Origin of the sequence: Clostridium sp. chh4-2 (assembly GCF_002899675.1) — a bacterium.
Lineage (GTDB): Bacteria > Bacillota > Clostridia > Lachnospirales > Lachnospiraceae > CHH4-2.
In genome coordinates this window covers 1-19,406 of record NZ_PKUU01000038.1, presented here as the reverse complement: position 1 = coordinate 19,406, position 19,406 = coordinate 1, and the positions used below count along the sequence as shown (strand labels likewise).

18 protein-coding genes are annotated in these 19,406 nt (G+C 47.3%); 2 read left to right on the top strand and 16 right to left on the bottom strand.

What is annotated here, in order from left to right:
* Positions 1-16 precede the first annotated feature (16 nt).
* On the top strand, positions 17-1,843 hold the full coding sequence (locus C0033_RS25700; RefSeq protein WP_103230712.1) for a sensor histidine kinase: 1,827 nt from the start codon (positions 17-19) through the stop codon (positions 1,841-1,843).
* On the opposite strand, the gene C0033_RS25695 is transcribed toward C0033_RS25700, so the two are convergent.
* From C0033_RS25695 to C0033_RS25665, 7 genes are all read right to left on the bottom strand, one after another.
* Positions 1,837-2,127 (bottom strand): hypothetical protein, encoded by a 291-nt coding sequence (locus C0033_RS25695; protein WP_103230711.1) that lies wholly within the window; start codon positions 2,125-2,127, stop codon positions 1,837-1,839. The genes C0033_RS25700 and C0033_RS25695 overlap by 7 nt on opposite strands.
* Positions 2,128-2,226: 99 nt before the next feature.
* The gene (locus tag C0033_RS25690) at positions 2,227-2,922 is read right to left on the bottom strand and encodes an L-ribulose-5-phosphate 4-epimerase (protein WP_103230710.1); all 696 of its coding nucleotides are present in this window, start codon (positions 2,920-2,922) and stop codon (positions 2,227-2,229) included.
* 4 nt (positions 2,923-2,926) lie between these two features.
* Positions 2,927-3,769: an L-ribulose-5-phosphate 3-epimerase gene (locus tag C0033_RS25685; RefSeq protein WP_103230709.1), complete on the bottom strand. Its 843-nt coding sequence runs from the start codon at positions 3,767-3,769 to the stop codon at positions 2,927-2,929.
* A 23-nt stretch (positions 3,770-3,792) separates the two neighbouring features.
* On the bottom strand, positions 3,793-4,836 hold the full coding sequence (locus tag C0033_RS25680) for an FG-GAP repeat protein (RefSeq protein WP_103230708.1): 1,044 nt from the start codon (positions 4,834-4,836) through the stop codon (positions 3,793-3,795).
* A 33-nt stretch (positions 4,837-4,869) separates the two neighbouring features.
* Positions 4,870-5,934 carry an L-ascorbate 6-phosphate lactonase gene (gene ulaG, locus C0033_RS25675; protein ID WP_103230707.1) on the bottom strand — a complete coding sequence of 355 codons (1,065 nt, stop codon included), beginning with the start codon at positions 5,932-5,934 and terminating at the stop codon, positions 4,870-4,872.
* 15 nt (positions 5,935-5,949) lie between these two features.
* The gene (locus C0033_RS25670) at positions 5,950-7,437 is read right to left on the bottom strand and encodes an FGGY-family carbohydrate kinase (protein WP_103230706.1); all 1,488 of its coding nucleotides are present in this window, start codon (positions 7,435-7,437) and stop codon (positions 5,950-5,952) included.
* Positions 7,437-9,230 (bottom strand): sulfatase, encoded by a 1,794-nt coding sequence (locus C0033_RS25665; protein WP_103230705.1) that lies wholly within the window; start codon positions 9,228-9,230, stop codon positions 7,437-7,439. Before C0033_RS25665 ends, C0033_RS25670 begins: the two co-directional genes overlap by 1 nt.
* Before the next feature lie 258 nt (positions 9,231-9,488).
* On the opposite strand from C0033_RS25665, the gene C0033_RS25660 reads away from it, so the two are divergent.
* Positions 9,489-10,274 (top strand): DeoR/GlpR family DNA-binding transcription regulator, encoded by a 786-nt coding sequence (locus C0033_RS25660; protein WP_180994900.1) that lies wholly within the window; start codon positions 9,489-9,491, stop codon positions 10,272-10,274.
* Between the two features lie 176 nt (positions 10,275-10,450).
* Here the strand turns inward: C0033_RS25660 and C0033_RS25655 are convergent, their stop codons facing one another.
* From C0033_RS25655 to C0033_RS25615, 9 genes are all read right to left on the bottom strand, one after another.
* On the bottom strand, positions 10,451-11,947 hold the full coding sequence (locus tag C0033_RS25655) for a tripartite tricarboxylate transporter permease (RefSeq protein WP_103230703.1): 1,497 nt from the start codon (positions 11,945-11,947) through the stop codon (positions 10,451-10,453).
* Between the two features lie 18 nt (positions 11,948-11,965).
* Positions 11,966-12,445, bottom strand: a complete 480-nt coding sequence (locus C0033_RS25650) for a tripartite tricarboxylate transporter TctB family protein (protein ID WP_180994899.1) — start codon at positions 12,443-12,445, stop codon at positions 11,966-11,968.
* A 39-nt stretch (positions 12,446-12,484) separates the two neighbouring features.
* Positions 12,485-13,579 carry a tripartite tricarboxylate transporter substrate binding protein gene (locus C0033_RS25645; protein ID WP_103230701.1) on the bottom strand — a complete coding sequence of 365 codons (1,095 nt, stop codon included), beginning with the start codon at positions 13,577-13,579 and terminating at the stop codon, positions 12,485-12,487.
* 143 nt (positions 13,580-13,722) lie between these two features.
* A complete protein-coding gene (locus tag C0033_RS25640) occupies positions 13,723-14,742 on the bottom strand; it encodes a uroporphyrinogen decarboxylase family protein (RefSeq protein ID WP_103230700.1) in 1,020 nt (339 codons plus the stop codon).
* A gap of 337 nt (positions 14,743-15,079) precedes the next feature.
* Positions 15,080-15,757 carry a TIGR00266 family protein gene (locus C0033_RS25635; RefSeq protein ID WP_103230699.1) on the bottom strand — a complete coding sequence of 226 codons (678 nt, stop codon included), beginning with the start codon at positions 15,755-15,757 and terminating at the stop codon, positions 15,080-15,082.
* A 15-nt stretch (positions 15,758-15,772) separates the two neighbouring features.
* Positions 15,773-16,225: a DUF2007 domain-containing protein gene (locus C0033_RS25630; RefSeq protein WP_103230698.1), complete on the bottom strand. Its 453-nt coding sequence runs from the start codon at positions 16,223-16,225 to the stop codon at positions 15,773-15,775.
* A 166-nt stretch (positions 16,226-16,391) separates the two neighbouring features.
* The gene (locus C0033_RS25625; RefSeq protein WP_242984597.1) at positions 16,392-17,537 is read right to left on the bottom strand and encodes an alginate lyase family protein; all 1,146 of its coding nucleotides are present in this window, start codon (positions 17,535-17,537) and stop codon (positions 16,392-16,394) included.
* Positions 17,538-17,651: 114 nt separating this feature from the next.
* Positions 17,652-18,764, bottom strand: a complete 1,113-nt coding sequence (locus C0033_RS25620; protein WP_103230697.1) for a M56 family metallopeptidase — start codon at positions 18,762-18,764, stop codon at positions 17,652-17,654.
* A 14-nt stretch (positions 18,765-18,778) separates the two neighbouring features.
* Positions 18,779-19,150 carry a BlaI/MecI/CopY family transcriptional regulator gene (locus C0033_RS25615; protein WP_103230696.1) on the bottom strand — a complete coding sequence of 124 codons (372 nt, stop codon included), beginning with the start codon at positions 19,148-19,150 and terminating at the stop codon, positions 18,779-18,781.
* Positions 19,151-19,406: the final 256 nt, after the last annotated feature.

The window sequence follows — 19,406 nt, the reverse complement described above, 5'->3', positions numbered from 1 at the left end:
CGTTTAGGAGTTCAATATGAAACGGATAAAAACATACGTCGCAAATTTAAAGATTTCATCGAAAATATGGCTGTGCATGCTCACCATAGGGCTGGTTCTGGCTTTGTTTCTCGGCCTTTTGAGCAGCTGGTATTTCGCCAGGCTGTATCAGGAAGACACCTATAACCAGACTGCGGATTCCCTTCAGATCGGCAGCCAGTCCCTTACGGATTCCTTTAATATCCTGTTGGATAATGTGATCAATTTCGCGTCCACAGCCGATTTTTCCAATATTGTAGAGGATACCCGTACCGGCGACACCCAAAAATACGCGCGGAATACAGCCCTGATCCAGACGCCCATGTCCAACCTCACCCTTACCAATCCGATTCTGGACACCATAATCATCCTGGGTAAGAACGGCGAATTCTATTCCCTGTTCACAAACACATTAAAAAAAGAGGAAAATCCCTCCGGCCTGTTCGGCTGGGACCTTTCCTCTGTGGACGGCATTACCTGGCTTCCGATCCGGCGTAGCCCATTTATTAAGAATAACTACATTATTCCGGTGATCATCCCCATCTCACAATTGGCCGGCACCCGGTATCTCCATATCGCGGACAATTTTGACAACGCCGACGTATGCATTGTGCTGATGCTGGACAGCAAAAGCGTTGCGCAGCGTCTGGCGCTTTCCGATTCCTCTTATGCCAAGCGGACTCTGTACCTGGCGGACCGGAACGGTCAAAATATCAGTTTGGACGATTCTTCGCCCTATTACCAGCTGGCATCCTCCGAAGAAACCCAAATGCGCGTCAGCAAAGAGGGGGATGACGACGACGCCCAATTTTTATATGACAATAACGATTACAGTCTCTATGGAAAAGCCCTGGATTTCTGCGGTCTGAAGCTGGTCAGCATTCTGCCGAAAACCCTGCTGCACCAGAGGATCACCAAGATGAACGCATTCATACTCCTGATCGCATTTGCCGGACTGGCAATCGCAACCCTGCTGTCATTTATGCTGTCCCGCTTTGTCACAAAGCCTTTTAAGCAGTTGATTTCCAATGTGCAGGCCATCGAAAACAACAATTACAACACCCCGCACCAGATGAAATATCAGGACGAGATCGGCCACTTAAACCAGGCCATCAATTCCATGTACACCACCATCCAACAGCAGTTTCAGCGGATCAAACAGAGTGAACGGGCCAAATACCGTTCCGAAATCCAGCTTTTATCGGAACAGATCAACCCGCATTTTCTATACAATACGCTGGAATGCATCAATATGGAAATTCTGGGAGGGCATAAAGAGACCGCTTCTTCCATGATAACAAGCTTAGGGGATTTTTTGAGGATCGGCCTCAGCTACGGCAATGAAGTGATCCCCATAACCAAGGAATTCACCCATGTAAAGGCCTATATCGACATCATGAACCAGCGTTTTAACCGAAAAATCGATTTCAAATACACCATCGACCCGGAGCTCGAAAATCTCTACGTGCTGAAATCCATTCTACAGCCCCTGGTGGAAAATTCCATCCGCCACGGTTTTGACGTGGATGTCAGCTGCTATGAAAATATTCTGATGCCCGCCATCGAGATCGGCGTGCACAGGGAAGAGGATCAAATTATCTTGGAAGTTTCCGACAACGGAAGGGGAATTGATATAGAAAAAGCAAATTCCGCCCTGCACCCGGAACACCCGGAAAGCGGACGGAAACAACATGTTGGCCTGAATAATATCTACCAGCGCCTGAGCGCTTATTATGGAACGGTGGCCATCACCTTTGAAAGCATTCCGTATTTTAAAAATACGGTGCGGCTGACGATTCCACAAACTGCTAAAACCTCTCAATAGTCAAAATCTTCAAAATTGCCAACCAGCGGCAAACTGCCGATATCACAATACTTCGTTGTAATCGTACCGCAGATTCCCCTGCTGAACATGGGACGCCGCTGGATTGACTTATTCCTGTTTTTCACCAGTCTTTTTTCTTTTAATATTTCACCTATGTACTTTCCATCGGCATTATAGATCTCATGACCGTAGAATTTCCCGATTATATGACCATTGTATGAAACCAAATAACCATTCTGGCAGACGCCCACATAGCGGCCGCTGCAGGTCCAGTAACCATTCATATGCTCCCTCCTTCCTACGATTGCAAGGGTATCACCTTAAATCTATTACATCTATAATACAATAGATCGGAAGAAGTTGCCAGGTTTTTTCATCTTTTTTTACTTGCCGGCCTGTCCATAATAGGCATTGGCACCGTGTTTCCGGCTGTAATGTTTATCCTGAAGCGCCTGGGGAGCCGGTTTTACATCCGGTTTTATCAGTTCACATCTGGCGGCCATTTTGGCCACTTCTTCCAGAACTACGGCATTGTGAACCGCCTCGGCGGCGTCTTTTCCCCAGGTAAACGGCCCATGGTTTTTGCACAGCACGGCCGGTACCGCTTTCACATCTTTGTCCTTAAAATAATCGGCGATCAAAAGTCCGGTATTCTTCTCATATGCGCCTTCAATCTCTTCCTGCGTCAGGCATCTGACGCAGGGCACCTCACCGTATATATAATCCGCATGGGTGGTGCCGTAGCAGGGAATGCTTCTTCCGGCCTGCGCCCAGCTGGTCGCCCAGGAGGAATGGGTGTGCACGATTCCCCCGATCTGGGGAAATGCTTTGTACAGTTCAAGATGGGTGGCCGTATCGGAAGAAGGGTTTAAACTGCCTTCCACCACGGTTCCGTTCAGATCCACTACCACCATATCTTCGGGGTCCATGGTCTTATATTCCACCCCGCTTGGTTTTATCACAACCAGCCCGGACTCCCGGTCTATCTGGCTGGCATTTCCCCAGGTAAAGGTGACCAGCCCGTATTCCGGCAGAAGCATATTGGCTTCGTATACCAGTTTTTTTAATTCTTCCAGCATCCTTTTATCTCTCCTTGTCTAAAATCCGCGCCATGCTGTCATGGGCGTACACCAGATCTTCTCTCCACCGTTCGCTGCCATGATACCAGAATTCGGTCACATACCGGCGCACCCCCAGATTCCATGCGGTATCGATGGCCTGCTGAAAATCCACATATCCGTCTCCATACATCATATCCCGGAATTTTCCCGGACACGTCTCTTTCAAATGCATGGCTACAAGATGGCCCGATCCGGTTCTCAAATCGTCAAATACATCCGTTTTATAGGTATAAGCCGCATTGGTGGTATTTCCGATATCAGGATATACCTGAAGATACGGGGATTTTATCTGTTTCACATGATCCATGGATTTTCCCACCGTGTTCATAAAATCAGTTTCCATGGTTTCGAACGCCAGAAGAATCCCCTGGCGGGCCGCCATTTTTACCGCTTTATCCAGATTTTCAGAAAAACGGGCCCTTGTCTCCTCGTCCGATTCCTCATAATACACGTCATATCCGGCCAGCATGATCATCCGTATACCCAGATCGTCGGCCAGCTGTATGGCTTTTTCCATGATTTCCATACTCTTTTTCACCGTTTCAGGATCTTTGCTGCCAAATGGATACTTACGGTGGCCGCTCAAACACATGGAACGGATGGGAATCCCTGTTTCATACATAGCCTTCACCATATCCAGCCGCTCTTCTTTTCCCATATCCAAACGGCTTAATTTTTCATCCGTTTCATCTATACTGATCTCTATAAAATCATAGCCGGCGTCTTTGGCCGCCTGAAGTTTTTCTTTCCAGCCAAGTTCCGGCGGCGCAGCCTTTTCATATAAGCCAAGGGTATATGCCTTCATTTTTGTCTCCATTCCCAAATGTCTCAGCTCCGTTCTATCTCATAAAAAGCGATTTCATTGATTTCCCTGTTGGCTGAAACCATGCATTCCACTCCGTCTCTCCGATAGCGCATCACGTTGGCAGAGCCCGCGTCTGTTTCCAATACGTCCGCATGATAACCATTTTCATATGTAAATGCCAGAATCTCCCGCTTTCCTTTCCTATAGCCGATAACAGCCGCAGGCTTATCATAGATGGTTCCTGCCCAGATGGCGTGGCCGAATTCGGCAGGCCGCTCATACCGGTATGTCTCCTGATACATTCCGTCTTCCAAATGATATATCTTGATCTCTTCCCCGTGAAACGGTGCGATGGTAATCAGCTCCGCCTCTCCGTCCCCGTCAAAATCTACAGCCGCCACATCGCTGGCCGGTTCCTTTGTCAGCTGCTCAATCCGCCAATGATCCTCCGGGCTGTCAGGCGGTGTTACGCGGAAGATTCCGTTATCCGCCGAGATAAGCCCATATCCGTCATCTGCGCCTCCGCATCTGCAGTAGCCGTGATTTTTAAGAAGACCATCTTTTATACAGGTAAATTCCAGCAGCCGTCCTTCCTCATAACCGCCGATCCCGTCAGGCAGACGGCAGCCCCAGATCTTTCCGGGGGACGACCAGTCGTCCTTATATTCATGGCCCGATTTCAGAGTGCAGGCGATCAGATAATGGATTCCATTTCTGGAAAGGATATCAAACCGGTGTACAAACGGCAGTTTAGCAATGGTCTGAACCTTCCAGTCATCCTTTCCCGCCGGGGAAACTAAAACGATCTCGGCCTCTTTGGAATCGTTGGGCGAATAGAATTTCTGGGTTGCCAGAAAACAGCCGTCGCTTCCGGGAACCTGCACCATGGACATGGTTCCTCCCGGCCCGTCCCAGATGGTTTCTTCCGGATTGCCGTACAGGTCAAAAAGGAGACATTTATTGATCTTTTCCGCCGCAACCAGAATATGCTGCTTTCCCTGATAGGAAAGGGGGGCGATCGAATAACATTTTTCTAATTCATAGGTATTGATTTTTTTCAGCTTCATAATTCCCTCTTATTCTCTGCCCTGTTTCCGCTTTTATAAAATGGAACGGAACGGGGTGTTCGGTTCATGATCAAAGCAGTCGTGAAAGCCTCTGTCATGGTGGTATGCCGTCTTATCCTTATCGGTCGGGTAAACATATTTTCCGCCCACTTCCCAGAAAAACGGATGGAATTTATAGTCCAGACGGTCTTTCTTCATCTCATACAGCACTTTGATCTCATTTAAATCCGCCATAAAGTTGGTCCATACGTCGTAATGAACCGGGATCACAACCTTGCATCTCAGCGCTTCCGCCATTCTTAAAATGTCCACGGAAGTCATCTTATCCGCCAGCCCTACCGGATTCTCGCCGTAAGATCCCAGCGCCACGTCAATATCATAGTCCTTGCCGTGTTTTGCAAAATAGATGGAATAATGGCTGTCGCCGCTGTGGTAAATATTGCCGCCGGGCGTTTTAATCAGGTAGTTAACCGCTTTTTCATCCATATCATCCGGACAGGTATGCCTGATGTCCTGATATCCGTCTGTGGTCACAAGGCAGGTCCGGTCAAAGGAATCCAGCACCACGATTTCCAAGTCTTTAATCTTGATGGTATCCCCAGGTTTTACGGTCACGCACCGGTCCTCAGGCACGCCCCATTTCAGCCAGGTCTCCACTGATTTTTTAGGTCCGATAAACGGAATCTTCTCTTCCACGTTCCGCAGAACTGCGGCCGCATAGTTAGGGTCCATATGATCCTGGTGGTAATGAGTTGCCAAAACAGCGTCCACTTTCTTAACCGCAAACGGGTCCATCACAAAAACGGAAGCGCGCAGATTCGGCTGAAGCTTTCTGCATCCACACATATTGGCCATCTGGTGTCCTGCCACCATATCTTTGACCTTCTTCGTCTGTTTTCCTTTTCCGCACCAGAAATCAATGCTGATGTTGCAGTCCCCGGGCGTTTTTACCCAAAGTCCCGTACATCCAAGCCACCACATCGCCACGGTTCCGGGCTTTACTTCTTCCTCTTCAATCTCTTCATTTAACCAGGTTCCCCATTCCGGAAACGTGCTCATAATCCATGATTCTCTTGTGATCTCATCAACTTTTGACATAATATTGTTCTCCTTTTATTGGTAATATACAGCCGCTTCCTTTTGCCTCATATTGCTGTATAAATGTTCGTATATCCCTGTGTTATTTTGATCCGGTTCATATCTCGTTTCTGAAGCTCCCGCCGAAGCGGCCTCATAAGCTTCCTTGTAAGATTCATACCAGCCGATCTCTTTGGCCGCCGATATCCAGGCTCCCAGGCCTGTCGCCTCATTATCAAAGGACCTTACCACCGGCATCTCATACATATCTGCCTGAATCTGGTTGTATAAGTCGTTGCGGGTCATGCCCCCGGCCACTTTCACCATATCATATGTTTTTCCGGTCAGCCGGGAAATGATCTGAATGCACTCCTTCATCTCCCCTGCGATTCCCTCCAGCAGAGCCCGGCCAAAATCCGCCTTTGTGTGCTCAAATCCGAGCCCCAGAATTATGCCTCTTTCCCCCGGATTCCAGGAAGGCGTTCCCTTCCCTGCCAGCAGCGGAAGAAATATCATTCCCCTGGCTCCGGCCGGAGATGTCCGGCACGCTTTCGTCATCTCTTCAAACGCCGTGTCCTGTCCATCAAACAGCAGGCGGTTCAGCCAGTTGACCGTCTTTCCCGCGCTCAGAACCGAACCTTCCACGATCCATTTCCCGGGAATTGCGGACAAATTGCAGTTTACCTGCATCTCATCATCGCTGACCGGCTCATCCGATACCGCGATCACATAGGACCCGGTGCCGGAATTGGCGGCAATCTTCCCATCCTCCACGCATCCCATTCCTAAAGATGCGCACTGCTGGTCTCCTCCGGCCGATAAAACAGGCACCGGATGATTCAGCCCCAGCAGGCGGGTGATTCCGTCTCTCGTATCCCCTGCCCGGTTTCCGGCCCGGATCAGCGGGCACAGCTTTTCTCTGTCCACATCAAATAGTTCAAGCAACTCCTCAGACCAATCCAGTTTTCTGATATCGAACAGGCAGGTCCGGCTGGCTATGGAATAATCCGTAGCAAACCGGCCGCTGAGCCTGCAGATCACATATTCCTGGAATCCGGTCAATTTATAGGCCTTTCTGTAAAGTTCCTCATTATGCTGCCGGATATACCGGATCTTTGGCGCTGAAAATACCGGCGACGGCCTCATGCCGCAGATTCTATAGATCCGGCTCTTTTCCTTCTCAAACCCTCTGCATATCTCTCCCGCCCTGGTATCCTGCCACATCATCGCTTTTGCCAGCGCATTGCCGTCCTGGTCCACTGGTATGACGGAAGAGCGCTGGGCGGTGACGGTGATGCAGGCCAGTTCCTCATTTTGCTCTTTCAGCCATGCACCCGCGTCTTCAAGCACGCTGGTCAGATGGCCGTCCAATATGGACAATTCCATTTCCACAGCCCCGTCTCCCGACGTCTCCAGCTCGTATTCCCTCTGGCTCTTAAAAACCGCTTTTCCTGCCCTGTCGAACAGAATCCCCCGCAGGCTGGATGTCCCCACATCCACAACTAATATCTTCTCATTCTCCATTATCTGATCCTCGCAAGCTTATTCAGAAAATAGAACACTTTTCCCTCCTGATCGGAATAGAACTTCTTAGCGATCTGTTCAAAATGTTTCCGTTCCACGCATTCGTCCCCGGATTCCTCCATGACTTTTTCAATTGAACTGAAATACTCATCCGTCTGGTTTTCAGCCAGCAGGGACAACATTCCGATAAATATGTTTTTCGCTTCTCCCAACCACCTATATTTCTTCGTGATCTCAAAGCTGTCAAATGTAACCGACCGTTGTCTGTCTTCCACGATCCGTTTTTCGTCATATACAACATCCGGATCGATTCCCAGCCGTTCAAACTGCTCTTTTGGCGCGTCGCTTTCCTTTAATTTGCGGATCAGCGCATTTACCATCACGGCCTCCATTGCAGGATCGTCCACAGGACTTAGCTGCTCCGGATCGCGTTTCAGATCGAACAGCATATTTCCGTATTGGAACGAGTTGCAGAAGGTAGCGTTGGCAAGGCGGCTCTGGTTTTTAATCTTCATCACCTTACATCCCCGTGTAAATGGCAGCGGCCCGCATATTTCCACCTCTTTTAATTCTTTCGGGCTGAAAAATCCCTGCTGGTGGGTTGGCATCAGCGTATATTCATTAAGCGGCTGGTTGGATACGGACGATGACGCCCTCATATACAAAAATTCGCCGTCCGTTATATTTACAAATGATCCGTGGAAGCCGAATATTGCGTAATCCCTGACCGGCTCATCCTCTTTCATCACCTGAACAAGCGGTTTTCCCATCATCTCATCCGGCCGCTTCACCCGGAAAAATTCCAGCAGAGACGCCGGGATATCGATGGTCTGGCACAGTGCCTTTCTCCGCTCTCCCTGAACTTTAACTCGCGGGTCCCACATAAAAAATGGAGTGTTTGCCAGTTCGTTATAACAAGGCATCACCGATTTTGCCCACCAGTCTTTCTCTCCCAGCATGAATCCGTGATCCGTATTGACGATCAGCATGGTGTCCTTCCACATATCATGTTCATCCATGAAATCCAGCACCCGTCCTAAATTGCCGTCGCACATCGTTAGCAGAGACGCATACCGTTTCCTGATGTGCTCTACCGCTTCCCGGCTTTCGCTCACCGGCGCATACGGCGGCCAGTCAAAATGATCCCCGCTGTAATCGTCCTCATAAAGCTGTGCAAATTCTTCCGGCACATCAAAGGGCTCATGGGGATCGAATGTCTCGATCTGTACAAACCAGTTATCCTGGTCCTTATTAGTCTCTAAAAATTCAAGCCCTTTATCGAAAACGAGATTCTGAGGCCATTCGTTCTTTTTATGTATGATCTCACGGTTGCACCAGTTATCCCTCCACCATTCCGGATGGGTAAACTCTCTCATGGTAGGCACATGTTTGGGAATCTCCGGCTCATCGGTTCTCCAAGACCACGGGTCCGCCTCCTGCCCTCTGACGCATTCCCAGCTGGAATACATCGTGTGATAGGTACACCCTCCGTCTTCCCAATAATGTCCATGATCGCTGATCAGACGGGTATAGATTCCATTCTCTTTCAGGATTCTCGGCATGGAGTTGTCAAAAGGTTCCAGCGGCCCCCAGCTCCTGTGCAGGAAACTGTACCGCCCCGTGTGAATATCCCTTCTGGCCGGCATACACGGAAGGCTGCCCACATAAAAATTGTCAAAAGCGGCTGTCTTTTCCGCTAACCTCTTAAAATTAGGTGTTTGAGTCCAATCACAACCATACGGTTCCAATAGCCTTCGGTTTAATGAATCAAACATTACCATTATCGCTCTCATAGACCTCTCCCTTTCTGTTTTATGATCGTTTATTAACTATTTGTATCTATTTTACGTTATTTCATTCGTATTGTCAATGCTTACGGCGTTTCTTTATTCATAAAACATTCATTTTTTTCTTATTTTTTCTGTTTTAACTTCATTCTTGCGTTTTTTACCGATTTATGTTATTATTTTTACGAATGATTCGTTAATAAATGTTTGTTTATTTAACTATCATGTTTATTTTACAAACTGTTAAGAATGGAGAGATCGCAAATGAAACAAAGCCAGGCCGAAGTGCATAAACGCCACCAGCGCCTGATGGAGCTGTTCAATACCCACGGCTCTCTTCAGGTCTCAGAGACGAGCACACTTTTAAACATGTCAGAGCTCACCATCCGGCGGGACTTTGACGCTCTGGAAAATAAGGGTTACATCGTGCGTTTCCACGGCGGCGCCAAACTGGCTTCTCCCAACATTGAAGCAACCCCGGTTTTCGAGAACAAAGGAACCATGAACCAGATTCAAAAGCAGAAGATCGCCCAAGTAGTCTCCCAATACATCCAGCCCAAGGACACCGTCTTTCTAAATGCCGGAACCACAACGCTGGAAGTGATCAAATGCATCCGTGATATGGACATCACCATCATCACCAGCAACGCCCTGGCCTGTACGGTCATCGGAGACGGGGCGGCCACCCTGATTTCCACCGGAGGGGAATATAATAACCACAACAAATCCTATACCGGAGCGCTGGCTACCAATCTGATCAACAAAGTGTTCGCTTCCATCTGTATTTTGGGAGTGAACGGAATCACGCACAGTGACGGGATCACCACCTCTGCTTATCTGGAGACGATGATTAATGAGGAACTTTTAAAGAGGTGTAAAGGGAAAAAGATCGTGGCTGCCGATGGGTCTAAAGTTGGGCGTACGTTCTGTTTCACCAGTGCGGCTATTACGGATATCGATATATTGGTGACGGATTCTTCGGCGGATTCTGAGGAATTGAAAAAGATGAGGGAAAAGGGAGTGCAGATTGTGATGGCAGATATGATATAGGAATTAAAGTAAAGCGTGAAGGCATTTTCGAAAATGCCTTCACGCTTTATGTAAAAATGGATACCCCATCCCCAAAAACAAATTAAAGCCGGGCGGAAGCTGATATACACTCCAGTTTCCGCCCGGCTATTTTTTTCTCACGAGCCTTACGCCCGCTCTCCAACCATATTATATTATCACTTCTGCGCAGTCACCCTATATTTCTTCGCATTCATAATTCCCGATACCACCGGTATAATCACCGCAATTGCAAAGAACAAAGTCCCCACTGATTTTATGGTAAGGCAGTTCTGAAATGATCCGTAATAGCTGATGGACCGCCTCAAGTTTTCCTCAACCGTTCCGCCCAGAATCATTCCCATGATCAGCGGAGCCACCGGATAATCATTCTTATCCAGCACATAGCCCAAGATTATGAATCCGATCGTGTAATACAGATCGAATACATTTGCATTCAGACAGAAAATACCGGTCACGCAGAATGCCACGATCAAAGGCATCAGATACATTTTAGGAATTTCAATCACCCGGGCCATAAACCGCAGGGTAGAGCCCTGGTATAAAAACATGAATATATTTGCAACAAATACCGCCATAATAATGGACCGGAAAAGCACCGGCTGGGTCAGGCTCAGGTTCGGCCCCACCACAATTCCCTGGATCGCAAATGCTCCCATGATAACTGCTGTGGAAGTATCTCCCGGTACAGAAAGGGAAAGCATAGGGATCAAAGCTCCGCCGGTTGTGGCGTTATTGGCGCTCTCTGACGCCGCGATTCCCTCATCGCATCCTTTTCCAAACATTTCAGGAGTCTTGGAAGTCTTTTTAGCCGCCGCATAAGCCATAAGACCTGCAGGGCCGCCGCCCAAACCGGGCAGAATTCCGATCACAGTACCGATAATGCTGGACCGCATGAAGTTTACAAAATGACGTTTAATATCTCTTAAAGGAAGCATGTGGAATACTTTTTTACGAATCCTTGTAACGCTTAACGTCTCCTTTAATTTCCCCGCATTGTTTATGATCTCAGGCAGTGCAAATACGCCGATAATCACCGCAATCAGGCTGAACCCATTTTCCAGGTTCACGTTGCCGAAGCTGAAACGGTAAGCCATGCCGTCGATGGGGCTCATGCCCACGCATTTTGCCAGCAGACCGATTCCGAGAGAGATAAAACCTTTTACCATCTTGCCCTGAATCAGCACGCAGACCATGCTAAGAGCCAATATTGTCGCTCCAAAATATTCCCACGGGCCAAATCCGATAGCCAGTTTAGAAAGAAGAGGAGCCAGCAAAAGCAGCATAATCGAGCTGAAAATACCTCCGAAAAAGGATGCAAACGCCCCCAGCGTCAAAGCCTCCGTCCCCTGCCCGTTCAAGGTCATGGGATAGCCGTCAAATGTAGTCGCTACCGCCGCCGCAGTTCCCGGTATCTTTAACAGAATTGCAGAAACCAGACCGCCGGACACGCCGCCCATATAGATGCCCATCAGAAGGCAGACCGTAGGAACCTGATCCATCGCCATCGTGAACGGAAGGCAGAGCGCAATCGCAATCGGAGTGTTCAGCCCCGGAATGCATCCGAATATATTTCCAATCACCACGCCCATGAGAATCAAAAACAAGCTTTGGGGACTGAATATATTTTGAAAGACTTGTACCATCATATCCATACATTCACCTCATATCATCTAAAATATTCTGGGCAGAAACCCTGACGGCAGCATGATGTGGAGAACCCGAACGAAAAAGTAGTTCATCACCAGAGTAAATACCACCAGCAAAACATTTCTCAGCACAATCGACCTTACCGGTCCCCAATTATCCTTTGTCTTGTAGTAAAACACGTTCACTGTTACCATTAAAAATACCGATGTGCAGACCAGATATCCCAAATGCTTGAGGGCCAGAATATAGCATATCAGCGAGGCGAAAAAGAACAGCCGCAATCCTGTAAAAAGTTCTTTAAATGCAAACGGTTTTTTCTGTTTTTCTCTTAAAACACTTATGATTCTGACTACTAAAAACACGGCCAGAAATACGATAACAAATCTGGGAAATACCGCGGCCCCGCCGGATTTATCCAGGATGCTAACTGCAAACCCGAATGTCAAAGTATAGAAATATATGCATATTACCATTAATATTCCTAAAAAGATTAATTCCCCCATACATCCTCCATCAGACATCCTGTCTTTGTTTAAAATCTATTACTGCAAAATACCCTGTACAGCTTTCTTTGTTCCTTCCAATACTTCTTCACAATTCTTCGCATAATCAGCCGGTGTATCCCATCTTGCGCCGTAGCCAAGTGCGTTCAGTTCTTCGATACATCCCGGATCTTCTGCCGCCTGTTTCACAAGATTTGCATAGTATTCAACCGCTGCCGGATCGGTTCCCTTAGGAGCCCACATACCAAATGACTGAAGCAGATAATCGAAATCCGTAAATCCTAAGCTCTCTGCGCTTGGAAGTCCGTCATATCCCGGAATCTTTGTATCTTCATGTGCAAATGCCATCAGACATTTGAAATCTCCGCTTTCCACGTACTGTTTAAACTGTCCCACACCGTCAATATAAGCGTCGATACGACTTCCCAACAGCTCCGTTGCCTTATTATTGGAACCGATATCCACCATATTAAATTCTACGCCTTCTTTATCCACAATTGCCAGAGTTGCAAGCTGTGGAAGTGTGCCCGAAACGGAACCTACTTTAATTGATCCCGGATTCTCTTTTGCCGCTGCGATAAATTCTTCATAAGTGCTGTAAGGCGCATCCGCTCTTACAACAAGTCCTACCCAGGAGTCGCACCACATGGTAACCGGATCAAAATCTTCATATGTAAAGTCCGCATTCCCCAATGCCGCCTGCATATAATAACCTACCGGAACATGAAGAAGAGTATAGCCGTCAGGTTCTGTGGATTTCACCTGGTTTGCAGCTACTCGTCCGCTGGAACCAACCACGTTGCTGACCGTAATATTAACCCCTGCATACTGGGACATATATTTCGCCACGATTCTTGCAGGAATATCAGCGGAACCGCCTGCGTCAAAGCCTACCACAAAGTTCACGTCCTTTGTCGGTTTAAATGCTCCCGCTCCGTCTGTCTTAGCCGCCTCTGTCTTGGCCTCGTCCGTTTTCGCTGCTTCCGTCTTCGCTTCCTCAGTTTTAGCCGCTTCCGTCTTTGCAGCTTCTGTTTTCGCAGCTGTTTCTGCCGGTTTGCTTCCCCCTGAACTGCATCCGGCCAGCGATACCATCATAAGCGTTCCCAGCATAAATAACAAACTTCTTTTCTTCATTTACTTTCCCTCCATAATTTTTCATTCACCCGCATAAGTTTTATGAATGTTTTGTTTTGTTTAATTGCTTGTTAATCGTATATTAACATTTTATTATCCTTTTGTCAAGGTTTTTATGTTCGTATGAACGGTTTTATTTTCATTTATTCGTACTTTCCATGATCTCTTCCAGCTTGGACAAACGCTCTTATATTTTCTTCAGAAGCATTTTCCGTAATCTCACATCCGCTACCCAGAATAAACCGTCTGCTGTCCTTGCAAAGCCCCATGATCCGGGCTGTTTCCTCATAAAGTTCCTCCGGCGTCCCATTGGAAAAAAGTGCAGGGTCCAGATTGCCCCTGATGATCTTTGTGGAGGACTGAAGGATCTTTACCGGGTCACAGAGATGATCGAAATCAATAATATCGCTTCCATTGGTGTCCACATCGGAAATGATAGGCTCGATATTTCCGCATATATGAGTGATCGCTTTTCCTCCTGCTTCATGAATTGCCTGAACCAGCCGGGTTTCATAAGGAAGCGCAAACTCCCTGTACCTGTCCCTGGAGATTACAGTACAGGAGGCCATGGCATGACCGAATGAAACTGCATCCGCTCCTGCTTCCACCAGCATTTTGGCATATCTCATCGAAAACTGCAGACACCGTTCCAAAAGTTCGTGAAGGGTGTCGGGATCATCAATCATTCCGATCAGAACTTCCTCAAGGGGAACCAGCTGGCTGGCAACATTTAACGGCCCGTTGCACCAGGACGTAATATAAATCTCATCGCCGATTTCCTTCTTCACCAGCTCGGTGGCCCGGATAATCGTTTTCGTGGGCTCTTTGGACATGGGGTCGGCCATGACAACCTTTTCGTAATCGTCGATGGTGTCCAGAAGATAGCGGACCATTTTTGACGGGCGGTCGGCAGGCCGTTCATAGATACTGCCCAAAGCCATCCCCTCGTTGGCAATGTCCGTAGTGATGCCCACCGCGTCATAACCGTATTTTCGGGCCGATGAGATGATGGCATTTGCCATATGCTCCGGACTTGTTGTATAATCATGAAAGTTCATTCCCGGCACTGATTTGATCGTTGCAAAACTGATTTTAGGAAAAATAGGAACCATATCCGGTTGTTTTCCATCTGTCAGTGCCTGCATTCTTTGTTTTGAGTTCATTTTTTGCTCCTTTCATTGAACATTCTTTCGTTTTCTATTTTAATATTATCGTTTTCAATCATATATGTCAATCAGTTATTGAATGTTTCATTCATAAAATAGTAAAATATAATTTTTTTGAATTTTAGTGCGCTAAAACAGGACGTTTGGAAACGCTGCTAAAAGGTATCAAAAAATGCCGGGGCAGGAAAGAACAAAAAAAGGACAGGCCAATACGGACTTCCTATCCGCGTTCGTCTGCCTTTTTTTGTTCTTTCCCGTCAAGTTATATTGTTCTTCCAACTAAAAATTAAAGTAAAGGGTGAAGGCATTTTCGAAAATGCCTTCACCCTTTACTTTAATTTTTAGTTGGAATTCCATTTGCAATTCTGCCGGTAAACTCTGCAAAGTTCATGGTCTGAAGATAAACCTTCCCCGGCCCCGTCAATTTGGTAAGGAATAATCCCTCCCCGCCAAACAGCATATTCTTAATCCCTTTTATCATCTCCACTTCATATCCGACTCCCTTTTCAAAGGCAAATACGTTCCCCGTATCCACCTTAAACACTTCTCCGGGCGCCAGGTTCTTCTCAATCACATCGCCGTCAACTTCCAGAAATGCGATCCCGTTTCCATCTAATTCCTGCAGGATAAATCCTTCCCCGCCGAAAAATCCTCCTGATATCTTCTTAGTGAAGGCAGTTTTCAATTCAACGCTGGTTTGCGCACACAAAAATGCTCCCTTCTGACAGATCAACTTATGCTCCGATACGTTAACAGCCAGAATTTTTCCGGGAACCGTAGTTGCAAACGCGATCTGAGAATCCGGCCTGGTTGCCGTATAGGTAGCCATAAACAAGGATTCTCCCGTCAGCATCCGGCCAAATCCTTTCATCAGCCCGCCTTTTACATTGGAATCCAACTGAAAACCATCGCTCATCCATGCCATGCCGCCCGACTGTGTGCAGACAGCCTCTCCCGGCTGCAGTTTTAATTCCACCGCCGGTAAAACTTCTCCAATTATTTTATATTCCATTTATATCTCCTTTCCTTATAACACAACAAATAAAATTATGCTGATAACCAATACGCCCACCGCGATGCCGGCAATCTTTCCCACCGCACTGATCTTCGATAAAAAAATGTCCTCGTTATCTATCTCATCGTCTTCATCTTCTTCCAAGTCCCAGCCTTCATTCCAGTCTGTTTCCACACGTTCCGCCGGTGCCTCGCCGCCGGCTTCCAACGGCTCCTCTCCCGGTTCAATCCGGCGCACCTGTTCGTTCAAAAGCGCCTTTGCCGTCTCCAAATCAGATTCTCTCACATACAGTTCGCTTCCATATACGGAAAATCCCATATAGATGTTCATGTAACCACCCGCCTCCAGATCTTTAATGTAGCAGGAGATTCCATTTTCCTCCAACAGAGTTCCAATCATTTCCGCTTCCAGTTTGGTTGCAACAGAGGTCAGTTTCACTGGATTATTCAGTTTTTCTTCTTCCATAGCTCCCCCCTTCTGCCGCCCCTGCGGCTCCTAACTCTCATGTTTTCATTATACAATAGAAAAATCCCGGTGTACACGACAACACCGGGATAAAGTCTTAATCTTTATTAACATTTTTCTTTATTTTCACACAAATGCTCACAATTCATCGAATTGGACCGATTCTTTACATCCACAAAGAAGGCAGGCGGACCGCGATATTGCGTCTGGCCTCTTCATCTTCCGGCTCAACCGGAAGGCTGTCATAGAGATCCAAAAGCTCCTGTCTTCCCAGCCTGCATCCCGCAAATACGAGGAACGAAGCTCTGGCAGGAAATGCGTCAAAATGCATCACGTCAGGAGGGTAAGGCCAGCTCGTCTTGTCCAAAATATACGGGGTGATAAAATCCAGCCCCTTCTGAATCCCTCTGCCGTCGGGAAGGGTAAATTCCCACAGGTCGTCATCCGGTTTCGAAAGCATCTGACAGATGGATACCATATTGTCCACCGCGAAAATAGAGTAGTTATACGGTTTAGTGCGTCCCAATTCCCGAGGGAACGAGCCGTCTGCCGCCATCTGCTTTAACAATCCATTTTTATAATATTCCCTGCAGTAATTCACAATCATCTCATTATCCGTAAACAATGCAAATGCCGCCGCCTGAACAAAGAAACATACCCCGTGATTGTTGGTGGCATTCATCTCTTTAATTCCATTGGCGCTGGTCAGCATCCATCCCAGATAGCTGGCAAACCATGTCTGAAGTTCTTTATACATCTCCTCCGTCACAGCGTCCAAATCCTTCAGTTTCTGAACCGCAAATACCACATCCACCAGGTGAAGAGTATCTATAATGCCGATCCCACGCCCGGCACAGATTCCAAGCAGAGCCTGTGCATAGTTCAGATGGGGATTCATCTTCGTCTCTTCATCCAGGAAAAACTCCTTCAGCATGCGGACTGCATGAGCTGAATATCTCTCATCTTTACTCAATTCATAAGCCGCCGTTAAAAACACCACGCTGGTGCGCATATGCCGCAGCATCACACGGTGTCCGTTAAAATTATCCGGATTGGTCTCTCCGTCTCTCTGTATGTAAGGAAGACCGTCAGGAGTATCCGGATTGGGCCACCAATAATCGCCGTTGGAGTAATAGTCGTGAGGGCCGCCCTCGCTCTTATCCGATACAATGTCCGTAATGTGAGGAACCGGTTCTTTTAATGCCTGATCTGCTTTTTCGAAAATCCATCCTTCATCCGCCTTGACCGGTTCAATCTTATAACTTTTGGGATACCAAATCATCTTAACCTCGATTCCGCATGTTATTTTCATGCATTCTGCGCTATTTTTATAGATTTATAGTAGCATATCAAGGCGTATTGCACAAATATATAATATTGATCAAATCATCACTTTATCTTATATACAGTTTTTCTTATCATTCAATCACTGCTCTTCACCTTCCGTATTGTCTTCAGCCTCAGGTTTATCCTCCAATTTTCCCGCCACAAAAATGCTGGTAGGTCCATCTTTTCCGCCAATAATGCTGACAGCAGAAGAATCCCCGTCTTTTGTCACAGACATCGAAGAATAAGCGCCAAAGCTTCCGTCTTCCACAGGTTTCTTAGGATTGGTCATGAGCGTAACCGCCGAAACCACCAGAATAACCGCCGCGCAGGTTTTCATCCAAACCGCAGGTTTTTTATAGGATAAAATGTTCCTGATCCGGATCTTCGTATTGCTCTCCCCAAATGCGGTCGGCAGAACCAGGCCGCTGTGTTTAAGCGAAACATTAAATAAAGTCATGCCGTACTGCCGGCGCTCCTCCAGTCCCAGATATTTTATAGCGGTTTCATCACAGGCCATCTCCATATCCCTGCACATCAGGGATACTCCGATCCATGCAAACGGATTGAACCAATGCAGGGTGATTACAAGAATCCCCAGCATCTTCACCAGGCCGTCTTTCCGCCTGATATGAACCCATTCGTGAGCAACGATGCATTTTTCTTCTGCTTTGCTAAGCCCATATGGGAGGTAAATTCTCGGATTAATAATGCCGATGGTAAAAGGGCTGCTGATCTTATCGGAAGCATAAACCCTCCGTTTCAGTTTAACCGCATCTTCCAGATTCCTTTTGAGCCTTAAATAAGAGATGAGATGGTAAGCCGTAAAACCGGCCACTCCTGCCGCCCAGACCACTTCCCATATAAACAGCGCCACCTGAATAGGGTTCGCGGACTGCACCGGATCAGCCGGCGACATCGTCGTCTTTAAAAGATGGTTTACAACATTATCGAGCCAGGCAATTCCCGAGTGCACCGACGGTATCTGCTCATAAACGATCCCGCTGCTGACCGGCTCCGGGCTGACCGGAAACAAACTGATCCCCGATTCCAGCGTTAACGGGCATAAAAACCGAAACATCACGATTCCCCACAGCGCGTAGGTATATATCTTAGGCAGACGCCGCATCAGCACCCGCAGCGCCATAACCAGCAGGCAGGCGCAGCCGGCCGTAAAACTCATATTGAGAAGCCGTATCATAAATCCATCCATGAATATCCTCCTTGCTAACCCTTCGTAGTCACAACTGCTTCTTCTATCATCTTCCTGATCTCTTCCGCTTCTTCCCGCGTCAATTTCTTATCTTTTAAAAAGGCGGTTAAAAATGCCGGGAGAGAGCCGTTAAAATTCTTCATCACGACTGATTCACTCTCGTATTTCTGAACCTCTTCCCTGCCGATCAGCGAGGTCACCACAGCTTCTTCATTCTTAATAAAATTTCTTTCAGAAAGCTTTTTCAAAACCGTATAGCAGGTAGACTTCTTCCATCCCAGTTCCGCATAACATGCCTTCGCCAGCTCTGTCGACCTCACAGGTTCCAATTCCCATACAAGGTTCATAAACCGGTATTCACTTTCGAATAACTTACACTCCTCCATACCCGCCTCCTGATTGGTCTATTACAATAGTCCTACATTACCATAAGTCTATCACAATAGACCACCCATGTCAAGCCTGGGCAGTCCACCTTCCTATATAAGTTACAAATCACGGCCCCGGGAACCTCTGCTGTCCGGTCTGGCTCCGGCGGTTTCTATGGCCTTTCCTGTTCCGGTTTCGGGCATAAGCACTTCTAAACGTGCAGAATTGCTAATGCCCTGCAAAGTCACAGGAAAGGCCATAGAAACCGCCGGA

Coding starts and splice junctions, on each gene's coding strand:
- C0033_RS25700 (WP_103230712.1), top strand. CDS start 17: ATGAAACGGATAAAAACATACGTCGCAAATTTAAAGATTTCATCGAAA.
- C0033_RS25695 (WP_103230711.1), bottom strand. CDS start 2,127: ATGAATGGTTACTGGACCTGCAGCGGCCGCTATGTGGGCGTCTGCCAG.
- C0033_RS25690 (WP_103230710.1), bottom strand. CDS start 2,922: ATGCTGGAAGAATTAAAAAAACTGGTATACGAAGCCAATATGCTTCTG.
- C0033_RS25685 (WP_103230709.1), bottom strand. CDS start 3,769: ATGAAGGCATATACCCTTGGCTTATATGAAAAGGCTGCGCCGCCGGAA.
- C0033_RS25680 (WP_103230708.1), bottom strand. CDS start 4,836: ATGAAGCTGAAAAAAATCAATACCTATGAATTAGAAAAATGTTATTCG.
- ulaG (WP_103230707.1), bottom strand. CDS start 5,934: ATGTCAAAAGTTGATGAGATCACAAGAGAATCATGGATTATGAGCACG.
- C0033_RS25670 (WP_103230706.1), bottom strand. CDS start 7,437: ATGGAGAATGAGAAGATATTAGTTGTGGATGTGGGGACATCCAGCCTG.
- C0033_RS25665 (WP_103230705.1), bottom strand. CDS start 9,230: ATGAGAGCGATAATGGTAATGTTTGATTCATTAAACCGAAGGCTATTG.
- C0033_RS25660 (WP_180994900.1), top strand. CDS start 9,489: ATGAAACAAAGCCAGGCCGAAGTGCATAAACGCCACCAGCGCCTGATG.
- C0033_RS25655 (WP_103230703.1), bottom strand. CDS start 11,947: ATGGATATGATGGTACAAGTCTTTCAAAATATATTCAGTCCCCAAAGC.
- C0033_RS25650 (WP_180994899.1), bottom strand. CDS start 12,445: ATGGGGGAATTAATCTTTTTAGGAATATTAATGGTAATATGCATATAT.
- C0033_RS25645 (WP_103230701.1), bottom strand. CDS start 13,579: ATGAAGAAAAGAAGTTTGTTATTTATGCTGGGAACGCTTATGATGGTA.
- C0033_RS25640 (WP_103230700.1), bottom strand. CDS start 14,742: ATGAACTCAAAACAAAGAATGCAGGCACTGACAGATGGAAAACAACCG.
- C0033_RS25635 (WP_103230699.1), bottom strand. CDS start 15,757: ATGGAATATAAAATAATTGGAGAAGTTTTACCGGCGGTGGAATTAAAA.
- C0033_RS25630 (WP_103230698.1), bottom strand. CDS start 16,225: ATGGAAGAAGAAAAACTGAATAATCCAGTGAAACTGACCTCTGTTGCA.
- C0033_RS25625 (WP_242984597.1), bottom strand. CDS start 17,537: ATGAAAATAACATGCGGAATCGAGGTTAAGATGATTTGGTATCCCAAA.
- C0033_RS25620 (WP_103230697.1), bottom strand. CDS start 18,764: ATGGATGGATTTATGATACGGCTTCTCAATATGAGTTTTACGGCCGGC.
- C0033_RS25615 (WP_103230696.1), bottom strand. CDS start 19,150: ATGGAGGAGTGTAAGTTATTCGAAAGTGAATACCGGTTTATGAACCTT.